We start from the raw sequence: 18,261 nt of genomic DNA, 5'->3' as shown, positions 1-18,261 counted from the left end.
TCAAATCCTCGCGTCCGCGAACTGGGCGTTGACGAATTCCACGGCCTTCGCGGGCGTGGGCATCTCGGCTATCGCGGAGTCCGGAATGGACACTCCGTAGCGGCGCTCTACCTGCCTGGCGAACTCCAGCACGGCGAGCGAATCGTAGCCGAGTTCCCCGAACTCGACGTCGGCGATGTCACCGTCCAGGTCCGCTTCCTCGTCGACTCCCGCGCTCGCCCGGAGGATTCCCTTCAATTCCTCGATGGTGAAACTGTCCGTCATCTCCATGTCCTTTCACTGTTCTCCGGCCTCGGGCCGGTCCTTGAGCACGAGCGCCGCGTTGAAGCCGCCGTGACCGCGTGCGAGGACCAATGCGGTGCGCACTCTCCCGTCCCGGGGCTGTCCGGTCACCAGATCCAGATCGCAGCCGGGCGCCAGCCGGGAGGGCCCGACCGTATGCGGGATCACGCTGTCCCTGATCGCGAGCAGCGCCGTGGCCACGTCCAGCGGAGCGCCTCCGCCGTACAGGCGTCCGGTCAGGGTCTTCGGCGCCGTCACCGGTACACCACGCGGACCGAAGACGGCGCTGATGGCCCGGGCTTCGGAAAGGTCGGCCGATCGAACGCCCGCGGCGTCGGCGAAGACGACGTCGACCTCGTCCGGATTCGTGCGCGCGTCCGCGAGTGCGCGCTCGATCGTCCGCCGCAACGCGGGCGGCCGCGCGGAACCCGGGGGCGGATCGAAACCGGCAGCGTGGCCGGCTATCGCGCCGTAGCCGGAACCCCTGCCACGCTCCTGGGCGCCGTGCGCGCTTTCCACGATCAGGATCGCGCCGCCCTCTCCCGGCAGGTAGCCACTCGCGTCGGCGTCGAACGGAAGGTAGGCGCGCTCCTGATCGTCCACAGTGGAGAGGTTTCCGTTCGACAGCTGCGCGACCAGACCATAGGGACACAGGGATGCGTCGGTACCCCCGCTGACCACCAGGCGAGAACCGCTCCGGGTGAGCCTGCGGGCCTGGTTCAGCGCGTCCAAGCCGCCTGCCTGTTCACCGCACAGCACGCCACTGGGCCCGCGCATGCCGAAGCGGATCGAGATCTGCCCCGTCGTCGCCGCGTAGAACCAGGCGATCGACTGGTAGGCCCCGACTCCCGACGGGCCGTCCAGGTACAGCCGTTCCATCTCGTGCTGGCCGAACTCGGTCCCACCGGACGAACTCGCCGTGACGACGGCCATCTCGTAGTCAGGCAGCTCCGCCGGACGCACGCCGGCGTCCGTCAAGGCCGCTTCGGTCGCGGCCAGCCCCAAATGCGTCCAGCGATCCGTCTGCGGGATCAGCCTGCCGGGCACTTGCTCTTCGGCAAGGAAGTTCGGCAACTGCCCGGCATGGCGGACCGGGTAGGCCGACGGATCGAACCGGGTGATCCGGGCGACCCCGGATTTGCCGTCCAGAACCGACTGCCAATGTTCCGCGACGCCGATACCCGTCGGCGCCATCACACCGATACCCGTCACGACCGGACTGGTGGCCGCACCCGATTCGTTCATCGACAAGACCTTTCCGAATATCGGTCATCGGTGTTCTCCGGAACGTCCCCAGACTGGGCGGCCCACCTGGAAAGTCCCTCCAAACCCACTGGACGGACGGGAGCACGTGAGCTCAGCCCGATCCGGGGTGCGTTTCCACGGAGAACTGGGAGATGACCTGCATCGTGGCGTCACGGAAGTAGGCGCCGAAGGCGGCCTCGGTGCTCGTGTCTCGCGGCGACTCCAGGTAGGGCGCCAGCTTTTCTTCGATCAGATGAACACCGCGTTGCCCCGCCATGTGCTTGGCGATCACGGAGAAGTCGCCTTCGTAGTGGATCACCCGGACCATGACGTCGTCCTTGATGAACACGGCGGTGCCGAGCAGCCGCCCGGCCTGTTCGCCTTCGTCGTCCCGGAACCGGGGATCGTCCACCCGTTGGAAGGCGGCGAAGATCTCGGCGATTTCGGCCTCATGGCCCGGCTTGACCCGGTAGGTGATGGCTGCGTACATCAGATTCCCCCATCCACGTTCAAGGTCGTCCCGCTGATGTAGCGGGACGTGTCCCCGCTGAGGAAGAGCACCGCGCCGGCGACGTCCTCTGGACCACAAAGCCTGCCGAGCGCGGTCATCGCCCTGATGCGGTCGGCCACGGGCACGGGCAGGCCCGCCCCCGGCTCGGTCTCGGTCAGCCCCGGCGCGACCAGGTTCACGCGGATACCGCGTGAGCCGAGGTCCTTCGCGAGGGCCCGGGTGAATCCCGTCAACGCCGTCTTGGAAGCGGAATAGTGCACTCCGTTGAGCCGGCCGCGAACGGCCACCGAGGAACCGACGTTCACGACCGATGCTCCGGAGCCCAGCAGATCGAGTACGGCATGGGTGACCAGATACGCGGAGGTGACGTTGTGTTCGAAGACCCGGTGCCATTCCACCTCCGTGATTTCCCCGAAAGGCGCCCCACCGTCCACTCCGACGTTGTTCACGAGAACGTCGAGCCCGCCGAGCGCGTCCGTCGCGGCGGACGCGAGGGTTTCCGCCCCGGCCCGCGTGGTGACGTCGGCCCGGACCACCCGATGGCCGGTTCCGCGCTCCTTGAGTTCTCGGCTCAGGCTCTGCGCGTCCTCGTCGTCCGCGCGATGGCCCGCGACGACCGTCGCACCGGCATCGGCGAACGCCAGCGCGGTGACCCGGCCGATTCCCTTGCTGCCTCCGGTCAGCAGCACCCTTTTTCCGGACAATCCCTGATCCACCGTCATCTCCTTGGCGTTGTGGAACCTGTTGAAGATCGCGTCGCGTCAGGACAGGCCGCGGGTCAGTGCGCGGCGTCCCGCCCAGAAGGCGAGCCCGCACAGGATCGCCACCGAACCGAGAAGCGAGTAGTAGAGCGGTTCCGGCAGGACGGTGCCGAGCCGGACCACACCGCTGCCGACACCACCGCCCAGTCCGGCGAACAGCCACAGCATTCCCAGCGTCCGTCCCAGAAAACCGGCAGGCAGCACGTCCGCCGCCGAGGAGATCGTGACCGCGGCGATGATCACTTCCCCGCAGGCGTGCGTCAGATAGACGATCACCATCCACCAGGGCGAGATTCTGGCGCCGTCCTCGCCCACCAGTGAGGTGGCCACCGACATGACCAGGAAACCGATCCCCACCAGGAGCAGGCCGAGGCTGAACTTGGTGCCGACGTTGTGCCGTCCCCCCAAGCGTGGCAACGCCGAAGCGATCACCGGAGCCAGCAGGAGAATGAACAGCGGAGTCGCCGCCTGCAGCCAGCTCGCGGGAACGGCGAACCCGAATACGTCGAGATCGACGTGATCCCTCGCGAACAGGTTCAGCAACGACGCCGCATGGGCGACGATCATCCAGAACAACGCGGAACCCAGGTACACGAAAAGGAAGAACCCCAGCCGCCTGCGGTCGTCCGGTGCCAGTGCCGGATCACCCCGCAGCCGGACGTAGCAGACGATCGGTGTCACCACGCTGAGCAGCCCGACCATTCCGATCGCGACGGTGGCACTGAGCAGGCCCGCGATCGCGAGCCCCGCCAGTACGACCACGATCGCCCCGCACCACAGGCCCAGCCGCCGCACGATCACCCGCCGCTCCGGCGGATCGAGCGGCCGGATCGGTGTGCTTCCGACGCCCCGGAACTGACCCGAGGTCACCCGTAGCTGGACCGTTGTGGCCAGCAGCACCACGGCGATCGTGAGGAAGGCGAGATGCCAGCTGACCCGCTCGCCGAGATAGCCCGCGATCAACGGCGCGAGCAGCGCCGAAACCTGGGAAGCGACGTACATCAGCGAGATGCCCGACTCCCTGCTACGGCTGCCACCGAACATCCTGTTGATCATCGCCTGGTGGTTCGGCTTGTAGACGGCACCGCCGATCGCCAGCAGCGGCAACGCCACGGCGGCCGTCCCGCCCACTGGAACGGACAGCAGGAGGTAGCCCGCGACGTTCACCGCGCATCCCGCGAACAGCGCGGTCCGGTTGCCGAGCCAGCGGTCTCCCACCCAACCGCCTGCCAGCGACAGCATGAACATCAAGCCGATCCACGCTCCGAACAGGGCGGCCGCGTCCGTCATCGGGAGACCGAGGCCGCCGCGCTCCGCCGGAGCCGCCGCGTACAACACGAGAATCGCCTGCAGGCCGTAGAAACCGAAGCGTTCCATCGCGTCGCTGGTGAACAACGTCAGGTACCAGCGCGGCATCCTCGCCAGGCGAACCGGTCCGTCGTCCCGCGTCCCGTCCTCGGCACGAGTGGCGGGCACCGCCGCGTCATCCACACCTTGTCCCTCCGCCGGAAGTCATGCGGAGAAAGAGATATCGGCGTCTTCTGGGGAATGCCTGGGTTCCTGAGCAGCCCGCGCGGCCGGCTTCATCGCGGCCCCAGCCACGCCTCATGCGGCAAGACGATGGTGCCGGCCGGGACACCTGTCGAGCAGCGAGGAGCATCATGACCGCACAGCGCACCGCCTTGGTCACCGGAGCCGGCCGAGGAATCGGCAAGGCCGTCGCCGCCGAACTCTCCCGGCAGGGGTTACGGGTCGTGCCCACCACACGACGACCGGACGAAGCCGGTTCGCCGATACTCGACGTCACCGACGCCGGCAGCGTTCGCGAAGCCGCGGACCGGATCGGCCCCGTCGACATCCTGATCTGCAACGCGGGCGTCCTGCTCGACCCCGGCAGCGACCCCTTGTCGGTCCCCCTCGACCTCGTCGAACGCACCCTGGAGGTGAACCTGCTTGGCGGTTGGAGAGTGGCTCAGGTGTTTCTGCCGGGGATGATCGACAGGGGCTGGGGCCGGGTGGTGTTCGTCTCCAGCGGGACCGGGTCCTTCGATCAGGGACTCTTCACCGGAGCGCCCGGCTATTCGGTGTCGAAGGCGGCGCTCAACGGGCTGACCATGATGCTGGCGTCGCATACCAAGGGCACCGGGGTACTGGTGAACGCGGTGAATCCCGGAATGACCCGGACCAGGATGATGCCGCAGGCGGGACGACCGGTGGAGGAGGCCGCGCGGGACATCGTCCACGCGGCGACGCTTCCCGACGACGGCCCGTCCGGGGTCTTTCTCCGGCACCGGCTGCCCGCTCCGTGGTAGCCGAGCGTGTCGAGCCCGATTCCAGATTTTCCCCACCACCGCCCGAAATCATCTGCTGGCCCAGGGAATCTCTGCAGAAGGGACCACCGTGCACCGCACCTTGATCGTGGCGAAGCTGCGGACCGACAGGCCACAGCGGATCGCCGACGCCTTCGCCGAATCCGACGAAACCGAGCTACCGCGGATGATCGGAGTCTCCCGGCGGACACTGTTCACCTTCCACGACCTGTACTTCCACCTCGTGGAGGCTGACGAAGACATCTCGCCTGCCCTGTACCGGGCCCGTGAGCATCCGCTGTACCGGAAACTCAACACCACGCTCGCCGATCTGGTCTCCCCCTACGACCCCGGCTGGCAGGAGCCGAAGGACGCGATGGCCGACCCGCTCTACGTGTGGACCGCCGAGGAAGGACGCACGACATGACGACCACCCGGCCGGCGAAGGTACGAGCGGAAGATGTCGAGTCCAATCGCAAACGCGGTGGTGACATCCGGGTCACCCTGAGTCCGAAGACCGTGGGATCCACCTCCGGTTTCGGCGGCCTGCTGCGGCTCGCTCCCGGTGAGTTCGTCACCGAGCATTACCACCCCTATTCCGAGGAGTTCCTGCACGTCGTCACCGGGGAGCTGGAGATGACGTTGAACGGCGAGGCGGCACGGCTGGCCGCGGGGGACTCGCTCCTCGTGCCGATCGGCGTGCGGCATCGGCTGGTCAACGTGGGCGACGTACCGGCGCAGGCGGTGTTCCACCTGTCGCCGCTGGCTCCCCGGCCCGATCTCGGGCACGTGGACACCGAGACGCCGGCACATCCGGACCAGTCCGGCCCCGACGTCGGAGCCGGCCGATGACGAGAGCGGCCGTCATCACCGGTATCGGCGTGGTATCGCCCGGTGCGTTGGGCCGGACGGCGTTCTGGGACCTGCTTTCCGCAGGCCGTACCGCCACGCGACCGATCTCGTTGTTCGACGCCGGCGGCTTCCGTTCCCGGATCGCCGCCGAAGCGGACTTCGACCCGGCCTCGGCCGGGCTGTCCACGCAGGAGATACGGCGGATGGACCGCGCCGCCCAGTTCGCCGTCGTTTCGGCGAGAGAGGCGGTGGCGGACAGCGGCTTGGCCTTCGACGCGATCGAGCCGGAGCGAGTGGCGGTCAGCATCGGCAGCGCGGTCGGCTGCACGATGGGCTTGGAGGAGGAGTACGCGGTACTCGCCGACGACGGCAGGCGGTGGCTGGTCGATCACACCTACGGCGTCCCCCATCTCTACGGGTACATGGTCCCGAGCACCCTCGCCGTCGAGGTCGCGCGGGATGTGGCCGCCGAAGGGCCGGTGGCGCTGATCTCGACCGGCTGCACCTCGGGCCTCGACGCGGTCGGGCACGGGGCGGCGCTGATCAGGGAAGGGTCGGCGGACGTGGTGCTCGCAGGTGCCACCGACGCCCCGCTGTCGCCGATCACGTCCGCTTGTTTCGACGCGATCCGTGCCACGTCGGCGAACAACGAGGCCCCGGAGCACGCCTCACGTCCCTTCGACGCGCATCGGGACGGTTTCGTCCTCGGCGAAGGTGCCGCCGTGCTGGTGCTGGAGGACAGGGCCGCCGCGCGCCGCCGCGGGGCACGGATCTATGCGGAGGTATCGGGTTTCGCCAGTCGCAGCAACGCCTTTCACATGACCGGGCTGAAGCCCGACGGTGCCGAGATGGCCGAGGCGATCACGCACGCGCTGAAGCAGGCCGAGCTCGACCCCACCGACGTCGGGTACGTCAACGCTCATGGATCCGGCACGAAGCAGAACGACCGGCACGAGACCGCCGCGTTCAAGCGCAGCCTCGGCACGCACGCCTACCGAGTCCCGGTGAGCTCGATCAAATCGATGATCGGTCATTCCCTCGGCGCCATCGGCTCTCTCGAACTGGCGGCCTGCGCGCTGGCCTTGGACCGGCAGGTCGTCCCGCCGACGGCGAACCTGTCCAACGCCGACCCCGAATGCGACCTCGACTACGTGCCGCATACGGCGAGGGACCACCGGATGGACGTGGTGCTGAGCGTAGGCAGCGGATTCGGTGGCTTTCAGAGTGCGGCCGTCCTGACCAGGGGGTAACGCTATAGGTTGTCCCCATGTTCGTGCCGACGCAGAACGACCCGCAGCCGACCGCCGGGCCTCCCTGGTGGCTCGTCATCGGTCCAGGGTTCGCCGCGCTCATCGGGCTGTTCCTGCTCACCGTGATCTACCGCTTCGGCGGTGAGCCGGCCCTGCAGATCGATTTGGGCATGTCCGGCCAGTCGCTGCTGCTGAACGGCGTCGTCGCGTACGTCGTCGCGGCCGCGCTCGCCTTCCCGGCGGGCCTGCTGCTCGGCGCCCGGTTCCCGACGTCGGTGACCGTGCCCGCGCTCGTCTTGATGCTGCTGGGCGTTCTCGTGGTCGCCTTCGGGCCCAGCAGCGGCCTGCTCCTGGCCGGCCGGGTGCTCAACGGACTCGGCGCGGGCGCCGCCCTCGGCGTGACCGTCGCGCTGATCCGGCGCCTCAGGACGGGCCGCGGCGCCGCGGCCGGCGTGACGGCGGGACTCGGTGTCCTGGCCTTGGTGGTCGCACCGGTCCTCGGCGGACTGCTCTCGGACGCGACCAGCTTCCGGGTGGTGTTCGTGGTGGCGGCACTGTTCGTGTTCGTGGCGCTCGTCGTCGCCGGGATCCTCGGCATCGTCGCGCTGGCCAAGCCGAAAGCCGTGCCGCACGCCTGACCTTCAGCCGCCGAGCGTCCGCAAGACCGCGAGCACTTCGTCCGGCACGTCGAGCCCGGCTTCCACCTCCGACACCTTCGCGGCCACGCGCCGGTGCGTCGCCCGGCCGCGGGCGCTGAGGTGGACGAGGACGCGGCGCCTGTCGGTGGCGTCGACCTCGCGATAGGCCTGCGCGGTGGTCACGAGTTTGTCGACCACCCTGGTCAACGTCGGGGCGGTGGCGAGCGTCCGGTCGGCGAGGTCGGCCATGGCGAGGCCGCCCTTGCCGCTCAGCGTGTCCAGCACCAGCCATTGGTCCAGGGTGAGACCTTCCTTGGCGAGCACCTGCTCCACCCTGGCGGCGACGGCACGGGCGGCGCGGGTGAGCGAGCCGGTGAGCGACGTTCCGGCGGTCGTGACGCCGCGTGTCCCCATATCCCGTCCCCTTGCCAAAACCGGACACCCTCGCAATACTTCCAGGTGAAAGCACTTTGACCTTACCGGGCCACCGCACGGAGCGCCATGCCCCCACGCCTCGCCACCCGGCCCCGCGACGACACCTGGCGTGTGGCCATGGTGGTCCCGTTGCAGGGACCGGCCGGGCTGTTCGGCCCGTCGTGCGAGGCGATCACGGAGCTGGCCGTCCACGAACTCAACGCCTCCGGTGGCATCCTCGGCAGGCAGGTCGAGGCCGAGGTGGTCGACGGCGGCGGCACTCCCGCGCGAGTAGCCGGCGAAGTGCGGCGTCTGGTCGACAGCGGGCGGGTCGACGCGGTGAGCGGCTGGCACATCTCGTCGATCCGGCACGCGCTCGCGCCGGTCGTCGCCGACAGGGTGCCGTACGTGTACACCTCGCTCTACGAAGGCGGCGAGCGCCGCTCGGGCATCTTCTGCACGGGCGAGACACCGCGCTGCCAGATCGAGCCGGCACTGCGCTGGCTGCGCGACCATCTCGGCGCCCGGCGCTGGTTCGTCGTCGGCGACGACTACGTCTGGCCGCACCGGTCGGCCCACGCGATCCGTCAGTACGCCAAGGATCTCGATCTGCGTATCACCGGAGAGGCGTTCGTCGGGCTCGGCGCCGGCGACATGTCCACAGTGGTCCGCGAGGTCGAACAGTCCACAAGCGACGGTGTACTCATGTTGCTGGTCGGGCAGGACGCGGTGCGCTTCAACCGCGCCTTCGCCGCGCGCGGGCTCAGCGACCGGCTGCTCCGGTTCAGCCCGCTGATGGAGGAGAACATGCTTCTCGCCAGTGGCGCGAACGCCACCGGCGACCTCTACGTCTCCGCCGCCTACTTCCGGTCGATGGTCACCGCCGACGCGATGGACCTCCTCGGCCGCTACGTCGGCCGCCACGGCCCCGGCGCCCCGGCCTTGAACAACGCGGCCGAATCCTGTTACGAGGGGCTGCATACGCTGGCCGAACTCGTCAGCAGGGCGGGGACGTCGGCGCTTCCCGCGCTCAACGCGGCGATCGACGGCGTCGCCTATCACGGACCGCGCGGCACGATCGAGTTCCGCGGGCAGCAGGCCGATCAGCACGTCCATCTCGCGGTCGCCGACGGCTACGACTTCGAAGTCCTCACCCGGCTATGAAAGCCACCCCCTTGACTCGCTCCGGCACACCACATACTTTCATTTGAAATTATTCCATGTGACGCACGTTATGCGGAGGTGAGTATGGGCAACGTGGGCCTGCTCTACGTCGGCGCCGCCTTGATGATCAACGGCCTGATGTTGCTCGGCCGGGTACCACCGCGTTCGGCGGCGGTGCTGAACCTGTTCGTCGGCGCGCTGCAGTGCGTCACCCCGACCGTGCTCATCGTCCAGGCGAACGGGAATCCGGACGCGATCCTCGCCGCGTCCGGCCTGTACCTGTTCGGTTTCACCTATCTGTACGTCGGCATCGCGAACCTCGCCGGCCTGGAGCCGGAAGGCATCGGCTGGTTCTCGCTCTTCGTGGCGGGCGCCGCCGTGGTGTACGCCGGGATCGCCTTCTGGCACGGCGACGACCCTGTTTTCGGCGTCATCTGGCTGTCGTGGGCGTTGCTGTGGACGTTGTTCTTCCTCGTACTCGGCCTGGGCAAGGAACATCTGACGCGATTCACCGGCTGGACCGTCCTGCTGCTCAGCCAGCCGACGTGCACGGTGCCCGCCTTCCTCGGCCTCACCGGCGCCTACCGCAGCGACGGCGGCACCGCGTTGCTGGCGGCCGCGATCGCGGTGGCGCTGGTCGCGGCCGCCGGATCCCTCGACGTCCTGAAAAACCGTTCGGAGAAAAGGAGTCTTCATGCGACACGGTGACATTTCCGCCAGCCCGGACACGGTCGGTGTCGCGGTGGTCAACTACAAGATGCCGCGGCTGCACACCAAGGCCGAAGTCCTCGACAACGCCCGCAAGATCGCCGAAATGGTGGTGGGCATGAAGTCCGGCCTCCCCGGCATGGACCTCGTCGTGTTCCCCGAGTACTCGACGCAGGGCATCATGTACGACCCGAAGGAGATGTACGAGACCGCGGCGACGATTCCCGGCGAGGAGACCGAGATCTTCGCCGCCGCGTGCCGGGAAGCCCAGACCTGGGGCGTCTTCTCGATCACTGGCGAGCGGCACGAGGACCACCCGGCCAAACCGCCGTACAACACGCTCGTGCTCATCAACGACCGCGGCGAGATCGTCCAGAAGTACCGGAAGATCCTGCCCTGGTGCCCGATCGAGGGCTGGTATCCGGGCGAAGACACCTACGTCAGCGACGGCCCGAAGGGCATGAAGATCTCGCTGATCATCTGCGACGACGGGAACTACCCGGAGATCTGGCGCGACTGCGCGATGAAGGGCGCCGAACTGATCGTGCGCTGCCAGGGCTACATGTACCCGGCCAAGGAACAGCAGGTCCTGATGGCCAAGGCGATGGCGTGGGCCAACAACTGTTACGTCGCCGTGGCGAACGCCGCCGGATTCGACGGCGTGTACTCGTACTTCGGCCATTCCGCGATCATCGGTTTCGACGGCCGCACACTCGGTGAGACCGGCGAAGAGGAATACGGGATCCAGTACGCGCAGCTGTCGGTCTCGGCGATCCGCGACGCGCGCACCTACGACCAGTCGCAGAACCACATCTTCAAACTGCTGCACCGCGGTTACACCGGCGTGCAGGACGCGGACGAAGGCGACAAGGGCGTGGCGGACTGCCCGTTCGACTTCTACAAGCTCTGGGTCACCGACGCCAAGAAGGCGCAGGAGAAGGTCGAGTCGATCACCCGCGACACCATCAACCCCTGACAAGGACAGTGCGCCCTAGACTCGGCGCATGGACAGGATCGACAGCGGCAGCCGGACGATCGCAGCCCCGCCCGAGACCGTCTACCAGGCGCTCCTGGACCGGGAGTCCCTCGAAGCCTGGCTGCCGCCCGAGGGGATGCGCGGCCGGATCGAACATTGGGATCCGCGGCCCGGCGGCGGTTTCCGCATGATCCTCACCTACCTCGACGCGTCCGCCGCGCCCGGCAAGTCGTCGGACGCGACGGACGTCGTCGAAGTCGGGTTCGCCGAACTGGTGCCCGCCGAACGTGTGGTGCAGCGGGCCGTCTTCAAGTCCGGGGACCAGGCCTTCGCGGGCACCATGACGATGACCTGGAGCCTGGCCGCCGCGGGTGACGGCACCGAGGTGACCGTCACCGCGACGGACGTGCCGTCCGGTATCGGCCAGGCGGATCACGAAGCCGGTATCGCCTCTTCACTGGCCAACCTGGCCTCCTTCGCCGAAACGCGCTGACGGCCGGACGCGATGACGATCGCGGCGAGGACGGCCATCACCAGCGGCACGACCAGCGCCGCCCGGAAACCGCCGAGCGCCGCCTCTCGCGAGCCGTCCCCGAGCGCGGCGACGTTGACGGCGGTCACCGCGGACAGCCCGAGTGCCGCGCCGAACTGGAACGCCGTGTACAGCAGCCCGCCCGCGAGCCCCTGTTCGTCCTCGGCGATCCCGTCGGTGGCGACGATCGTCAGCGGACCATAGGCGAGCGCGAATCCGAGACCCAGGATGATCATCGACGGGAACATCGCCGCGTACGTCCAGTCCAGGCCCAGCGGCAGGAAGAGCGCGTACGCCACGGCGGCGAGCACGAGCCCGCCGAAGATCAGCCGGGTGTTGCCGAACCTCGCCACCAGCCGCGGGGTCAGCGTCGGCGCGAGGATCGCGTCGATCCCGACGGCCAGCAGCGCCAGGCTCGTCTCCACCGTCGACCAGCCCCGCAGCTCCTGCAGGTACAGCGTGACGAGGAACTGGAACCCGAAGAACGATCCGGCGAACAGCAGGGCGCTGACGTTCGCCCGCACCAGCGGACCCGACTTCAGGATGCCGAGGCGCACCAGCGGCGTGGGCGAGCGGCGTTCGACGGTCACGAAGGCCGCCAGCGCCGTCACTCCCCCGGCGAACGACGCGAGGGTCCAGCCCCAGCCCTGTCCGGGATGTTCCAGGCGGACCACCGCGTAGGCGATCAGCAGCATCGCCACGGTCACGGTGAACGCTCCGGGGAGGTCCAGGCGGCGCGGCACCCGTTCCTCGCCCGCCGGTTCCTTGATGAGCCACAGCGCGGCGAGCAGGATGACGGCGGACAGGATCACCGGCGTGAAGAACACCCAGCGCCAGTCGATCCTGGTCAGCAGGCCACCGATGACCAGGCCGAGCGAGAAGCCGCCCGCCCCGGTGCCGGCGTAGAACAGCAGCGCCTTGTTGCGTTTCGGGCCTTCCTCGAAGCTCGTGGTGATGATGGACAGCCCGGCCGGGGTCATGAAGGCCGCGGCGACGCCGGTGACGAACCGGGCGAGCAGCAGCATCCAGCCTTCGGTGGCGAACCCGCCCAGCCCGGAGAAGACGAGGAACACCACCAGCCAGGCGAGGAACATGCGGCGTCGGCCGTACATGTCGGCCGCACGCCCGCCCAGCAGCATGAACCCGCCGTAGCCGAGCACGTAGGCGCTCACGACGCCGCTCAGCGTCGCCGTCGACAGCCCGAGTTCGGCCCGGATGGAGGGCAGCGCCACGTTCAGCATCGCGACGTCGATGCCCTCCAGGAAGATGGCGCCGCACAGCACCACGAGCACGCCCCAGGCCCGCCCACCCATCCGGTCGGCGCGCGGAAGCGTTTGCGAGTTGCTCAAGATCGGATCTCCCTCAGTGAACGGGAACCGACGGTTACTCATCGGCCGGTCGGTTCCCTCTTGTAACCAAGGGGATCTTCCGTCACCATCGACGACCATGGAAGAAGGCACTTTGAACTCACCCAGTCGTTGTGAACTCACCGAGGAGGACTACGAGGCCTTCCAGTGGGACACGCGCGAGGACTGCGAGGTCCGCCAGATCCTCGACCGGGTGGCGGACAAGTGGTCACTCCTGGTGATCGCGCTGCTCGACCGGAACACGCTGCGGTTCACCGAGCTCAAGTACAAGATCGACGGCATCAGCCAGCGCATGCTCACCACCACGCTGCGCCACCTCGAACGGGACGGGCTGGTGAGCCGCACCGTTTATCCGGTGGTGCCGCCGCGGGTCGAGTACGCGCTGACGCCGCTGGGGATGACGCTGCACAAGACGATCCAGTCACTGGTCACCTGGACCGAGGACCACCAGGGCGAGATCGCCCTCGCGCGCGCCCAGTACGACAAACGCGTCACCGCCTAGGGAGCCGCATGGCCAGGCTGTCCGGAGGGGATCCGTCATTGCTGCGGCGGCTCAACGCCATCGCCGTCCTGCGGGCGCTGTACGCGGCCGGGGAACTCACCCTCGCGGAGCTGGTCAAGGCGAGCGAGGTCTCCCGTCCGACGGTCGAGGAGATCGCCGCCGACCTCGGGGAACAGGGGCTGGTCGAGGAGGTCCCGCTTCCTCCCGGTGCGCCGCGGCCGGTGGGGCGGCCCGCCAAGCGGTACCGCTTCCGCCACGAGTCCGGGCACGTCGCCGGCCTCGAGATCGGCCCGCATCAGGCGTTGTGCCTGGTCGCCGACCTGCGGGGCGAGGTCGTCGGACGGGCGAAGGCCGCGCTCACCCCCGAGACGGACGCGGCCGACCGGCTCGGCGCCGCGCACCGGGTCCTCGCCGCCGCCGTCGAAGGCCATGCCGGCGTGCGGGTGCTCGGCATCGGCACGACCGGCGTGGTGTCCGGCGGCAAGGTCGTCCACAACTACCGCCTTCCCGGCTGGACCGGCGTCGACCTGCCCGCGGAGTTCGGCGGGGGCTGCCCGGTGCTGGCTGGGAACGACACCCAGCTCGCCACCCTGGCCGAACACTGGCGCGGCGCCGCGCGCGGCGTCGACGACGTCGTCTACGTGCGGTTCGGGCACACCGTCTCGCTGGGCCTGCTGCTCGGCGGGAAGCCGCACGCGGGCCACCACGGCGCCGCCGGCGAGATCGGCGCCCTGCGACCGGCAGGCGGATTCGCCGAGCTCGTCGCCGCCACCGTGCTCGCCGTCGACCCGCAGCTGGTGGTGATCGGCGGCACCGGAGATCTGACGGCGAAACTGCGCGCCGAACTGACCCGGCTGTGCCTGTTCACGGTACGCATCGAGACCTCGACGCTCGGCGAGGACTCGGTGGCGCTCGGCGCGGTACGGCTGGCGTTGAGCCGCGTGGAGCGCGACCTGTTCAGTGTCGAGGACGTCGCCTGAGCAGGCTGATCACCACGATCAGCACGGCCACCGCGCCGCTGGTGAACAGCTGTGTCCGCGCGTCGGCGTCCGTCCACATGAGGACGAGGACGCCCGCCATCGCGAGCAGTGCGACCCAGCTGAGCCAAGGGAAACCCCACATCCGCACCGGCAGGTCCGCGGCCGTGCCGTCCCGTTCGGCCGCTTTCCGCAGCCGCAGCTGTGAGATCGCGACGAAGATCCAGACGAGCAGGATGTTCGCCCCGATGGCGTTCAGCAGGAACGGCAGGACATGTTCGGGGGCGAGGAAGTTGAGCAGTACGGCCACGAAACCGAAGGCCACCGACGCGAGCACCGCCGTCCGCGGGACGCCCGCGCCGGACAGCTTCAGCATCGCGCGCGGTGCTTCGCCACGTTCGGCCAGCGAGAACACCATCCGAGAGGCGCCGTAAAGGTTGGCGTTCAACGCCGACAGCAGCGAGGTCAGCACGACGAAACTCATCAGGAGCGCCGCCGACGGCACCCCGATCCGCTCCAGGATGGTCACGAACGGGCTGGTGTTGGCCGAAGCGGTCTCCCACGGCAGCAACAGCACCATCAGCGTCACGGAACCGACGTAGAACAGCAGCAGCCGCACGATGACCGTGCGCGTGGTGCGGCGGATCGAATCCGCCGGGTCGTCGGACTCCGCCGCGGCGATGGTGACCAGTTCCATGCCGCCGAAGGAGAACGCGACCGCGAGCAGGCCGGTCAGCACGCCTTGCAGGCCATTGGGCAGGAAACCGCCGTGCCCGGTGAGGTTGTCCAGGCCCACCGGCGTCGTCCCCGGCAGGATCCCGAACACCGCCAGCGTGCCGAGGACGAGGAAGCCGACCACGGCGGTCACCTTGATCGCGCCGAACCAGAACTCGAACTCCCCGAACGAGCGCACCGCGAACAGGTTCACCACGGTCAGCACGGCCATGAACAGCAGCACCCAGGTCCACTGTGGAATCTGCGGCAGGAGCCCGTTCGCGATCCCCGCCGCCGCGGTGGCCTCGGCCGCGACCACGACCACCAGCAGCGACCAGTACAGCCAGCCGACGGTGAACCCGGCCCAGCGCCCGAGCGCCTTCTCCGCGTACACCGAGAACGAGCCGCTGCTCGGCTCGGCGGCGGCCATCTCGCCAAGCATGCGCATCACGAGCACCATGAGCAGGCCCGCGACCACATAGGACAGCAGGATGCCGGGGCCGGCGGTCTTGATCCCCGCGCCGGTGCCGACGAACAGCCCGGCGCCGATCGCCCCGCTGATGGCCAGCATGGTGACGTGCCGCCGCCGGAAGCCGGTGCCGAGCGACCGGGTCCCGGTCGCGGTCACGGGTTCGGCGGGGCCTGGTGCGGGCATGGTGGATCCATTCGTCTGCGGTACGCGGGAGCTCAACCGCGGGACAACTCTTCCAGCCGTTCGTGGAGCCGGTCGACGTGGTCCTCGCTTTCGGGCTTCATCAGCACGCTACGCAGGATCCTCGCGCCGTCCGCATCCGCGTCGGCCCCGGTGTGACGCAGACCGAACTGCGGCTCGCTCACCCGCAGCGTGCTGAGGAACACCGGTTCCCTCGCCGCGGCCATGCCGTTGCGCAGGATCCGCGCGCTCGCCTGGTCGATATTCGACAGCGAAAGCGGGTCCGTGCGGGGGAAGTAGGTGACGATGTCGAGTTCCGGTGGCTGGTACAGGTCGAACCGCTCGGAGTCCTCCAGCAGCTTCGCCCACCGCAGCGCCGCCCGGCGGCCGGCCGCGAGCACCCGGCCCAGCCCGTCGGGGGTGGGCGGCAGCACCCGGAAGGTGAGCCACAACGCGGCGGCGGCCGCGCCCGCCCGGGAGCATTCGAGGCTGATCTCGCCGAGATGCAGGTCTTCCGAGGTGAAGTAGGTGTACGGCGAATCGTGCAGATAGAACCGGCCCGCCGCGGGGTCGGAGAACAGCACCGCGCCGCAACCGTAGGGCTGGAGGCCGTGCTTGTGCGGGTCGATGACGATCGAATCGGCCTCGGCGATGGCGAGCCACGGGGCCTCGGGCAGCCCTTCCGGACCGTCCAAACCGGACAGAAGCCGGAAGAAGCCACCGTAGGCGGCGTCGACGTGCACGCGGACGCCGTAGCGTTCCCGCAACGCCAGCGCCTCGTGGACCGGCTCCACCGTGCCGAGCGCGGTCGTCCCCGCGGTGAGCACCACGGTGCCGATCTTCCCGGTGCGCAGCAGGTCTTCGAGCGCGTCGAGGTCCATGGCGCCGCGCGCGTCGACGGGCACCGTATGGCCCTCGACGCCGAGCACGCCGCACATCCGGCCGTGCGTGTAGTGCGCCTCGGCGCTGTACGCGATCCCCTTGCCCGGATGCGTTTCGCGCGCGACGAACAGCGCCTCGAGGTTCGCCATCGTGCCGCTGGTGGTCAGATGGCCCAGGTGCTCCCCGTAGCCGAACATCGTGGCCAGCTGCCGGACGACCTCGCGTTCCATCTCGGCCGTCGCCGGGCCGCCGTCGAGCGCGTGGTTGTTGGGGTTGACCAGCATCGCGGCCAGGTAGCCGACCATCGCGGCCGGATGCGGCGGTTTGAGCATCTGGCCGGCGTAGGAGGGGTGGAAGAACGGGTAATTGTCCTTCAGCCGCTCGGTGAGCTCCTCGAACGCGGCCTCGAACCGCCCGTCGGAGACCTCCAGCGACGGATGCGGCCGGAAGGCGCCGAACGTCTCCGCCCACGCCTCGTTCGACGTCAACGCCTGACCGAGCCAGTACCGGAAGTCCATCAAGCGCGCCCTTCGCTTCGTTCGGCTCCAAAAAACGTAGGAGCCTCCAGAGGTCTCGCGCAACCGTCTTCGGTAGGGGTCAGATCTTGCGGGTCCGCCGCTCTTCGCCCTTCTCTTCGAGCTGCCTGACGATCTCCCGCAGCGAAGCGGCCAGCTCGGTGCACTTCTCGGGGCTGAGCCGTTCGGTGACGAACGCTTCCTCCTGGTTGAACTCCGGGAAGAGCTCCCGCATCAGCCGCTCCCCTTCCGGGGTCAGCGCGAGCAGCACCAAACGTCCGTCGACGGGATGTTTGCGCCGGGTGACCAGGCCGTGTGCCTCCAGGGTCTTCATGACCCCGGTGAGCGTTCCCTTGGTGATGCCGGACTCGGCGGCGACGTGCCTGGTCTCCTTCTCCCCGAAGATCCACACCACCCACAGCACCACGAACGCGGTCCAGGTGAGACCCGCGGTGCGCAGGACCGAATTCTCGAAATGCAACCGGACGGCCGTCGCGGCGCGGTGGAGATTGGCCACCGCCTCCATCCGCTCCCACAGCAGCGGGATGCCGCCCAGTTTGGCCCGCACGGCGGTCTCGGTCTCGGCCAGTGTGTGATACCCGGTCAACAGCCACATCCTCACCGGCCCCGGAGGTACCAGCCCGGTGGGCGCGCACCCCCGCGCACCCGCTCCGCAGATCGTATGCGGAACGGGCGTGCGTCCACAGTGGCCTTTCGGAGGCTAAGCGGCGGGCGCCAGCGGCTCCAGGAGATCTTGTCCTGTTTCGGACAATTCCGCCGATACCCGGCTGCCGGGAACGCCACCGGCGGGCAACCGGAGCAGCCCGGCGTGGGCGAGGCGATGGGCCGTGTTCTGGTCGCTGCACGGCAGGCCGTCGACATAGAGGTCCGGCTCCAGGCTGACGGTGATTTCAGCCCGGCCCTGCGCCACGGCTCGCAGCATGGCCAGGGCCCGGTATGACAGGCCTTCGGGGTCTTGCGCTCTCTCGTTCATTCGGGGTCACTCCTCT

The 18,261-nt window shown here is 68.8% G+C and carries 22 protein-coding genes; 11 read left to right on the top strand and 11 right to left on the bottom strand.

Annotation, left to right across the window (positions count from 1 at the left end):
* The 5 genes from ACZ3HL_RS00390 to ACZ3HL_RS00370 form a co-directional block, all read right to left on the bottom strand.
* Positions 1-264, bottom strand: coding sequence for an acyl carrier protein (locus tag ACZ3HL_RS00390; protein ID WP_465416632.1), 264 nt, complete (start codon positions 262-264; stop codon positions 1-3).
* A 12-nt stretch (positions 265-276) separates the two neighbouring features.
* Positions 277-1,527: a ketosynthase chain-length factor gene (locus ACZ3HL_RS00385; protein WP_465416634.1), complete on the bottom strand. Its 1,251-nt coding sequence runs from the start codon at positions 1,525-1,527 to the stop codon at positions 277-279.
* Positions 1,528-1,639: 112 nt separating this feature from the next.
* Entirely contained in the window at positions 1,640-2,017 is a 378-nt protein-coding gene (locus ACZ3HL_RS00380; RefSeq protein WP_465416636.1) for a SchA/CurD-like domain-containing protein, read from the bottom strand.
* Positions 2,017-2,760 (bottom strand): SDR family NAD(P)-dependent oxidoreductase, encoded by a 744-nt coding sequence (locus tag ACZ3HL_RS00375; RefSeq protein WP_465527738.1) that lies wholly within the window; start codon positions 2,758-2,760, stop codon positions 2,017-2,019. Before ACZ3HL_RS00375 ends, ACZ3HL_RS00380 begins: the two co-directional genes overlap by 1 nt.
* Positions 2,761-2,799: 39 nt before the next feature.
* Positions 2,800-4,290 carry a peptide MFS transporter gene (locus ACZ3HL_RS00370; protein ID WP_465527736.1) on the bottom strand — a complete coding sequence of 497 codons (1,491 nt, stop codon included), beginning with the start codon at positions 4,288-4,290 and terminating at the stop codon, positions 2,800-2,802.
* Positions 4,291-4,460: 170 nt separating this feature from the next.
* Here ACZ3HL_RS00370 and ACZ3HL_RS00365 point away from each other — a divergent pair, with 170 nt between their 5' ends.
* The 5 genes from ACZ3HL_RS00365 (at position 4,461) to ACZ3HL_RS00345 (ending at position 7,848) form a co-directional block, all read left to right on the top strand.
* Complete coding sequence (locus tag ACZ3HL_RS00365) at positions 4,461-5,111, top strand: SDR family NAD(P)-dependent oxidoreductase (RefSeq protein WP_465527734.1); 651 nt, start codon at positions 4,461-4,463, stop codon at positions 5,109-5,111.
* 88 nt (positions 5,112-5,199) lie between these two features.
* Positions 5,200-5,535, top strand: coding sequence for a TcmI family type II polyketide cyclase (locus tag ACZ3HL_RS00360; protein WP_465416644.1), 336 nt, complete (start codon positions 5,200-5,202; stop codon positions 5,533-5,535).
* A complete protein-coding gene (locus tag ACZ3HL_RS00355; protein WP_465416646.1) occupies positions 5,532-5,960 on the top strand; it encodes a cupin domain-containing protein in 429 nt (142 codons plus the stop codon). Before ACZ3HL_RS00360 ends, ACZ3HL_RS00355 begins: the two co-directional genes overlap by 4 nt.
* On the top strand, positions 5,957-7,210 hold the full coding sequence (locus tag ACZ3HL_RS00350) for a beta-ketoacyl-[acyl-carrier-protein] synthase family protein (RefSeq protein WP_465527732.1): 1,254 nt from the start codon (positions 5,957-5,959) through the stop codon (positions 7,208-7,210). The genes ACZ3HL_RS00355 and ACZ3HL_RS00350 overlap by 4 nt, the downstream gene beginning before the upstream one ends.
* 17 nt (positions 7,211-7,227) lie before the next feature.
* On the top strand, positions 7,228-7,848 hold the full coding sequence (locus ACZ3HL_RS00345) for an MFS transporter (protein WP_465527730.1): 621 nt from the start codon (positions 7,228-7,230) through the stop codon (positions 7,846-7,848).
* 3 nt (positions 7,849-7,851) lie between these two features.
* Here the strand turns inward: ACZ3HL_RS00345 and ACZ3HL_RS00340 are convergent, their stop codons facing one another.
* A complete protein-coding gene (locus tag ACZ3HL_RS00340) occupies positions 7,852-8,262 on the bottom strand; it encodes a MarR family transcriptional regulator (protein WP_465527728.1) in 411 nt (136 codons plus the stop codon).
* Positions 8,263-8,349: 87 nt separating this feature from the next.
* Here ACZ3HL_RS00340 and ACZ3HL_RS00335 point away from each other — a divergent pair, with 87 nt between their 5' ends.
* The 4 genes from ACZ3HL_RS00335 to ACZ3HL_RS00320 all read left to right on the top strand — a co-directional run bounded on the left by ACZ3HL_RS00335 (position 8,350) and on the right by ACZ3HL_RS00320 (position 11,603).
* A complete protein-coding gene (locus ACZ3HL_RS00335; RefSeq protein WP_465527726.1) occupies positions 8,350-9,426 on the top strand; it encodes a substrate-binding domain-containing protein in 1,077 nt (358 codons plus the stop codon).
* 84 nt (positions 9,427-9,510) lie between these two features.
* On the top strand, positions 9,511-10,134 hold the full coding sequence (locus tag ACZ3HL_RS00330) for an AmiS/UreI family transporter (protein ID WP_465416656.1): 624 nt from the start codon (positions 9,511-9,513) through the stop codon (positions 10,132-10,134).
* Positions 10,121-11,110, top strand: a complete 990-nt coding sequence (locus ACZ3HL_RS00325) for an aliphatic amidase (RefSeq protein WP_465527724.1) — start codon at positions 10,121-10,123, stop codon at positions 11,108-11,110. Before ACZ3HL_RS00330 ends, ACZ3HL_RS00325 begins: the two co-directional genes overlap by 14 nt.
* A gap of 28 nt (positions 11,111-11,138) precedes the next feature.
* Positions 11,139-11,603 (top strand): SRPBCC family protein, encoded by a 465-nt coding sequence (locus tag ACZ3HL_RS00320; RefSeq protein ID WP_465527722.1) that lies wholly within the window; start codon positions 11,139-11,141, stop codon positions 11,601-11,603.
* Here the strand turns inward: ACZ3HL_RS00320 and ACZ3HL_RS00315 are convergent.
* Positions 11,543-13,033 (bottom strand): MFS transporter, encoded by a 1,491-nt coding sequence (locus ACZ3HL_RS00315; protein ID WP_465527720.1) that lies wholly within the window; start codon positions 13,031-13,033, stop codon positions 11,543-11,545. The two genes, ACZ3HL_RS00320 and ACZ3HL_RS00315, sit on opposite strands and share 61 nt — an antisense overlap.
* 55 nt (positions 13,034-13,088) lie before the next feature.
* Between ACZ3HL_RS00315 and ACZ3HL_RS00310 the strand changes: the two genes are divergently transcribed.
* A complete protein-coding gene (locus ACZ3HL_RS00310) occupies positions 13,089-13,511 on the top strand; it encodes a winged helix-turn-helix transcriptional regulator (protein WP_465416664.1) in 423 nt (140 codons plus the stop codon).
* An 8-nt stretch (positions 13,512-13,519) separates the two neighbouring features.
* Complete coding sequence (locus ACZ3HL_RS00305) at positions 13,520-14,491, top strand: ROK family protein (protein WP_465527718.1); 972 nt, start codon at positions 13,520-13,522, stop codon at positions 14,489-14,491.
* Here the strand turns inward: ACZ3HL_RS00305 and ACZ3HL_RS00300 are convergent.
* From ACZ3HL_RS00300 to ACZ3HL_RS00285, 4 genes are all read right to left on the bottom strand, one after another.
* A complete protein-coding gene (locus ACZ3HL_RS00300) occupies positions 14,469-15,857 on the bottom strand; it encodes an amino acid permease (protein WP_465527716.1) in 1,389 nt (462 codons plus the stop codon). The two genes, ACZ3HL_RS00305 and ACZ3HL_RS00300, sit on opposite strands and share 23 nt — an antisense overlap.
* Positions 15,858-15,889: 32 nt before the next feature.
* Positions 15,890-17,254: a pyridoxal phosphate-dependent decarboxylase family protein gene (locus tag ACZ3HL_RS00295; protein ID WP_465527714.1), complete on the bottom strand. Its 1,365-nt coding sequence runs from the start codon at positions 17,252-17,254 to the stop codon at positions 15,890-15,892.
* A gap of 79 nt (positions 17,255-17,333) precedes the next feature.
* The gene (locus tag ACZ3HL_RS00290) at positions 17,334-17,867 is read right to left on the bottom strand and encodes a MarR family winged helix-turn-helix transcriptional regulator (protein WP_465529059.1); all 534 of its coding nucleotides are present in this window, start codon (positions 17,865-17,867) and stop codon (positions 17,334-17,336) included.
* Positions 17,868-17,972: 105 nt separating this feature from the next.
* Positions 17,973-18,245: a hypothetical protein gene (locus ACZ3HL_RS00285; RefSeq protein ID WP_465527712.1), complete on the bottom strand. Its 273-nt coding sequence runs from the start codon at positions 18,243-18,245 to the stop codon at positions 17,973-17,975.
* Positions 18,246-18,261 lie beyond the last annotated feature (16 nt).

This window comes from Amycolatopsis sp. NPDC000009 (assembly GCF_055563465.1).
Note: the sequence above shows the minus strand (reverse complement) of the source record. Positions and strands in the feature narration are given on the sequence as shown.

Bases quoted from the DNA above. Each gene is read 5' to 3' on its own strand.
- ACZ3HL_RS00315 (WP_465527720.1), bottom strand. From the start codon at position 13,033: ATGAGTAACCGTCGGTTCCCGTTCACTGAGGGAGATCCGATCTTGAGC.
- ACZ3HL_RS00295 (WP_465527714.1), bottom strand. From the start codon at position 17,254: ATGGACTTCCGGTACTGGCTCGGTCAGGCGTTGACGTCGAACGAGGCG.
- ACZ3HL_RS00365 (WP_465527734.1), top strand. From the start codon at position 4,461: ATGACCGCACAGCGCACCGCCTTGGTCACCGGAGCCGGCCGAGGAATC.
- ACZ3HL_RS00330 (WP_465416656.1), top strand. From the start codon at position 9,511: ATGGGCAACGTGGGCCTGCTCTACGTCGGCGCCGCCTTGATGATCAAC.
- ACZ3HL_RS00340 (WP_465527728.1), bottom strand. From the start codon at position 8,262: ATGGGGACACGCGGCGTCACGACCGCCGGAACGTCGCTCACCGGCTCG.
- ACZ3HL_RS00310 (WP_465416664.1), top strand. From the start codon at position 13,089: ATGGAAGAAGGCACTTTGAACTCACCCAGTCGTTGTGAACTCACCGAG.
- ACZ3HL_RS00325 (WP_465527724.1), top strand. From the start codon at position 10,121: ATGCGACACGGTGACATTTCCGCCAGCCCGGACACGGTCGGTGTCGCG.
- ACZ3HL_RS00300 (WP_465527716.1), bottom strand. From the start codon at position 15,857: ATGCCCGCACCAGGCCCCGCCGAACCCGTGACCGCGACCGGGACCCGG.
- ACZ3HL_RS00390 (WP_465416632.1), bottom strand. From the start codon at position 264: ATGACGGACAGTTTCACCATCGAGGAATTGAAGGGAATCCTCCGGGCG.
- ACZ3HL_RS00290 (WP_465529059.1), bottom strand. From the start codon at position 17,867: ATGTGGCTGTTGACCGGGTATCACACACTGGCCGAGACCGAGACCGCC.
- ACZ3HL_RS00350 (WP_465527732.1), top strand. From the start codon at position 5,957: ATGACGAGAGCGGCCGTCATCACCGGTATCGGCGTGGTATCGCCCGGT.
- ACZ3HL_RS00385 (WP_465416634.1), bottom strand. From the start codon at position 1,527: ATGAACGAATCGGGTGCGGCCACCAGTCCGGTCGTGACGGGTATCGGT.
- ACZ3HL_RS00285 (WP_465527712.1), bottom strand. From the start codon at position 18,245: ATGAACGAGAGAGCGCAAGACCCCGAAGGCCTGTCATACCGGGCCCTG.
- ACZ3HL_RS00320 (WP_465527722.1), top strand. From the start codon at position 11,139: ATGGACAGGATCGACAGCGGCAGCCGGACGATCGCAGCCCCGCCCGAG.
- ACZ3HL_RS00375 (WP_465527738.1), bottom strand. From the start codon at position 2,760: ATGACGGTGGATCAGGGATTGTCCGGAAAAAGGGTGCTGCTGACCGGA.
- ACZ3HL_RS00380 (WP_465416636.1), bottom strand. From the start codon at position 2,017: ATGTACGCAGCCATCACCTACCGGGTCAAGCCGGGCCATGAGGCCGAA.
- ACZ3HL_RS00355 (WP_465416646.1), top strand. From the start codon at position 5,532: ATGACGACCACCCGGCCGGCGAAGGTACGAGCGGAAGATGTCGAGTCC.
- ACZ3HL_RS00335 (WP_465527726.1), top strand. From the start codon at position 8,350: ATGCCCCCACGCCTCGCCACCCGGCCCCGCGACGACACCTGGCGTGTG.
- ACZ3HL_RS00305 (WP_465527718.1), top strand. From the start codon at position 13,520: ATGGCCAGGCTGTCCGGAGGGGATCCGTCATTGCTGCGGCGGCTCAAC.
- ACZ3HL_RS00345 (WP_465527730.1), top strand. From the start codon at position 7,228: ATGTTCGTGCCGACGCAGAACGACCCGCAGCCGACCGCCGGGCCTCCC.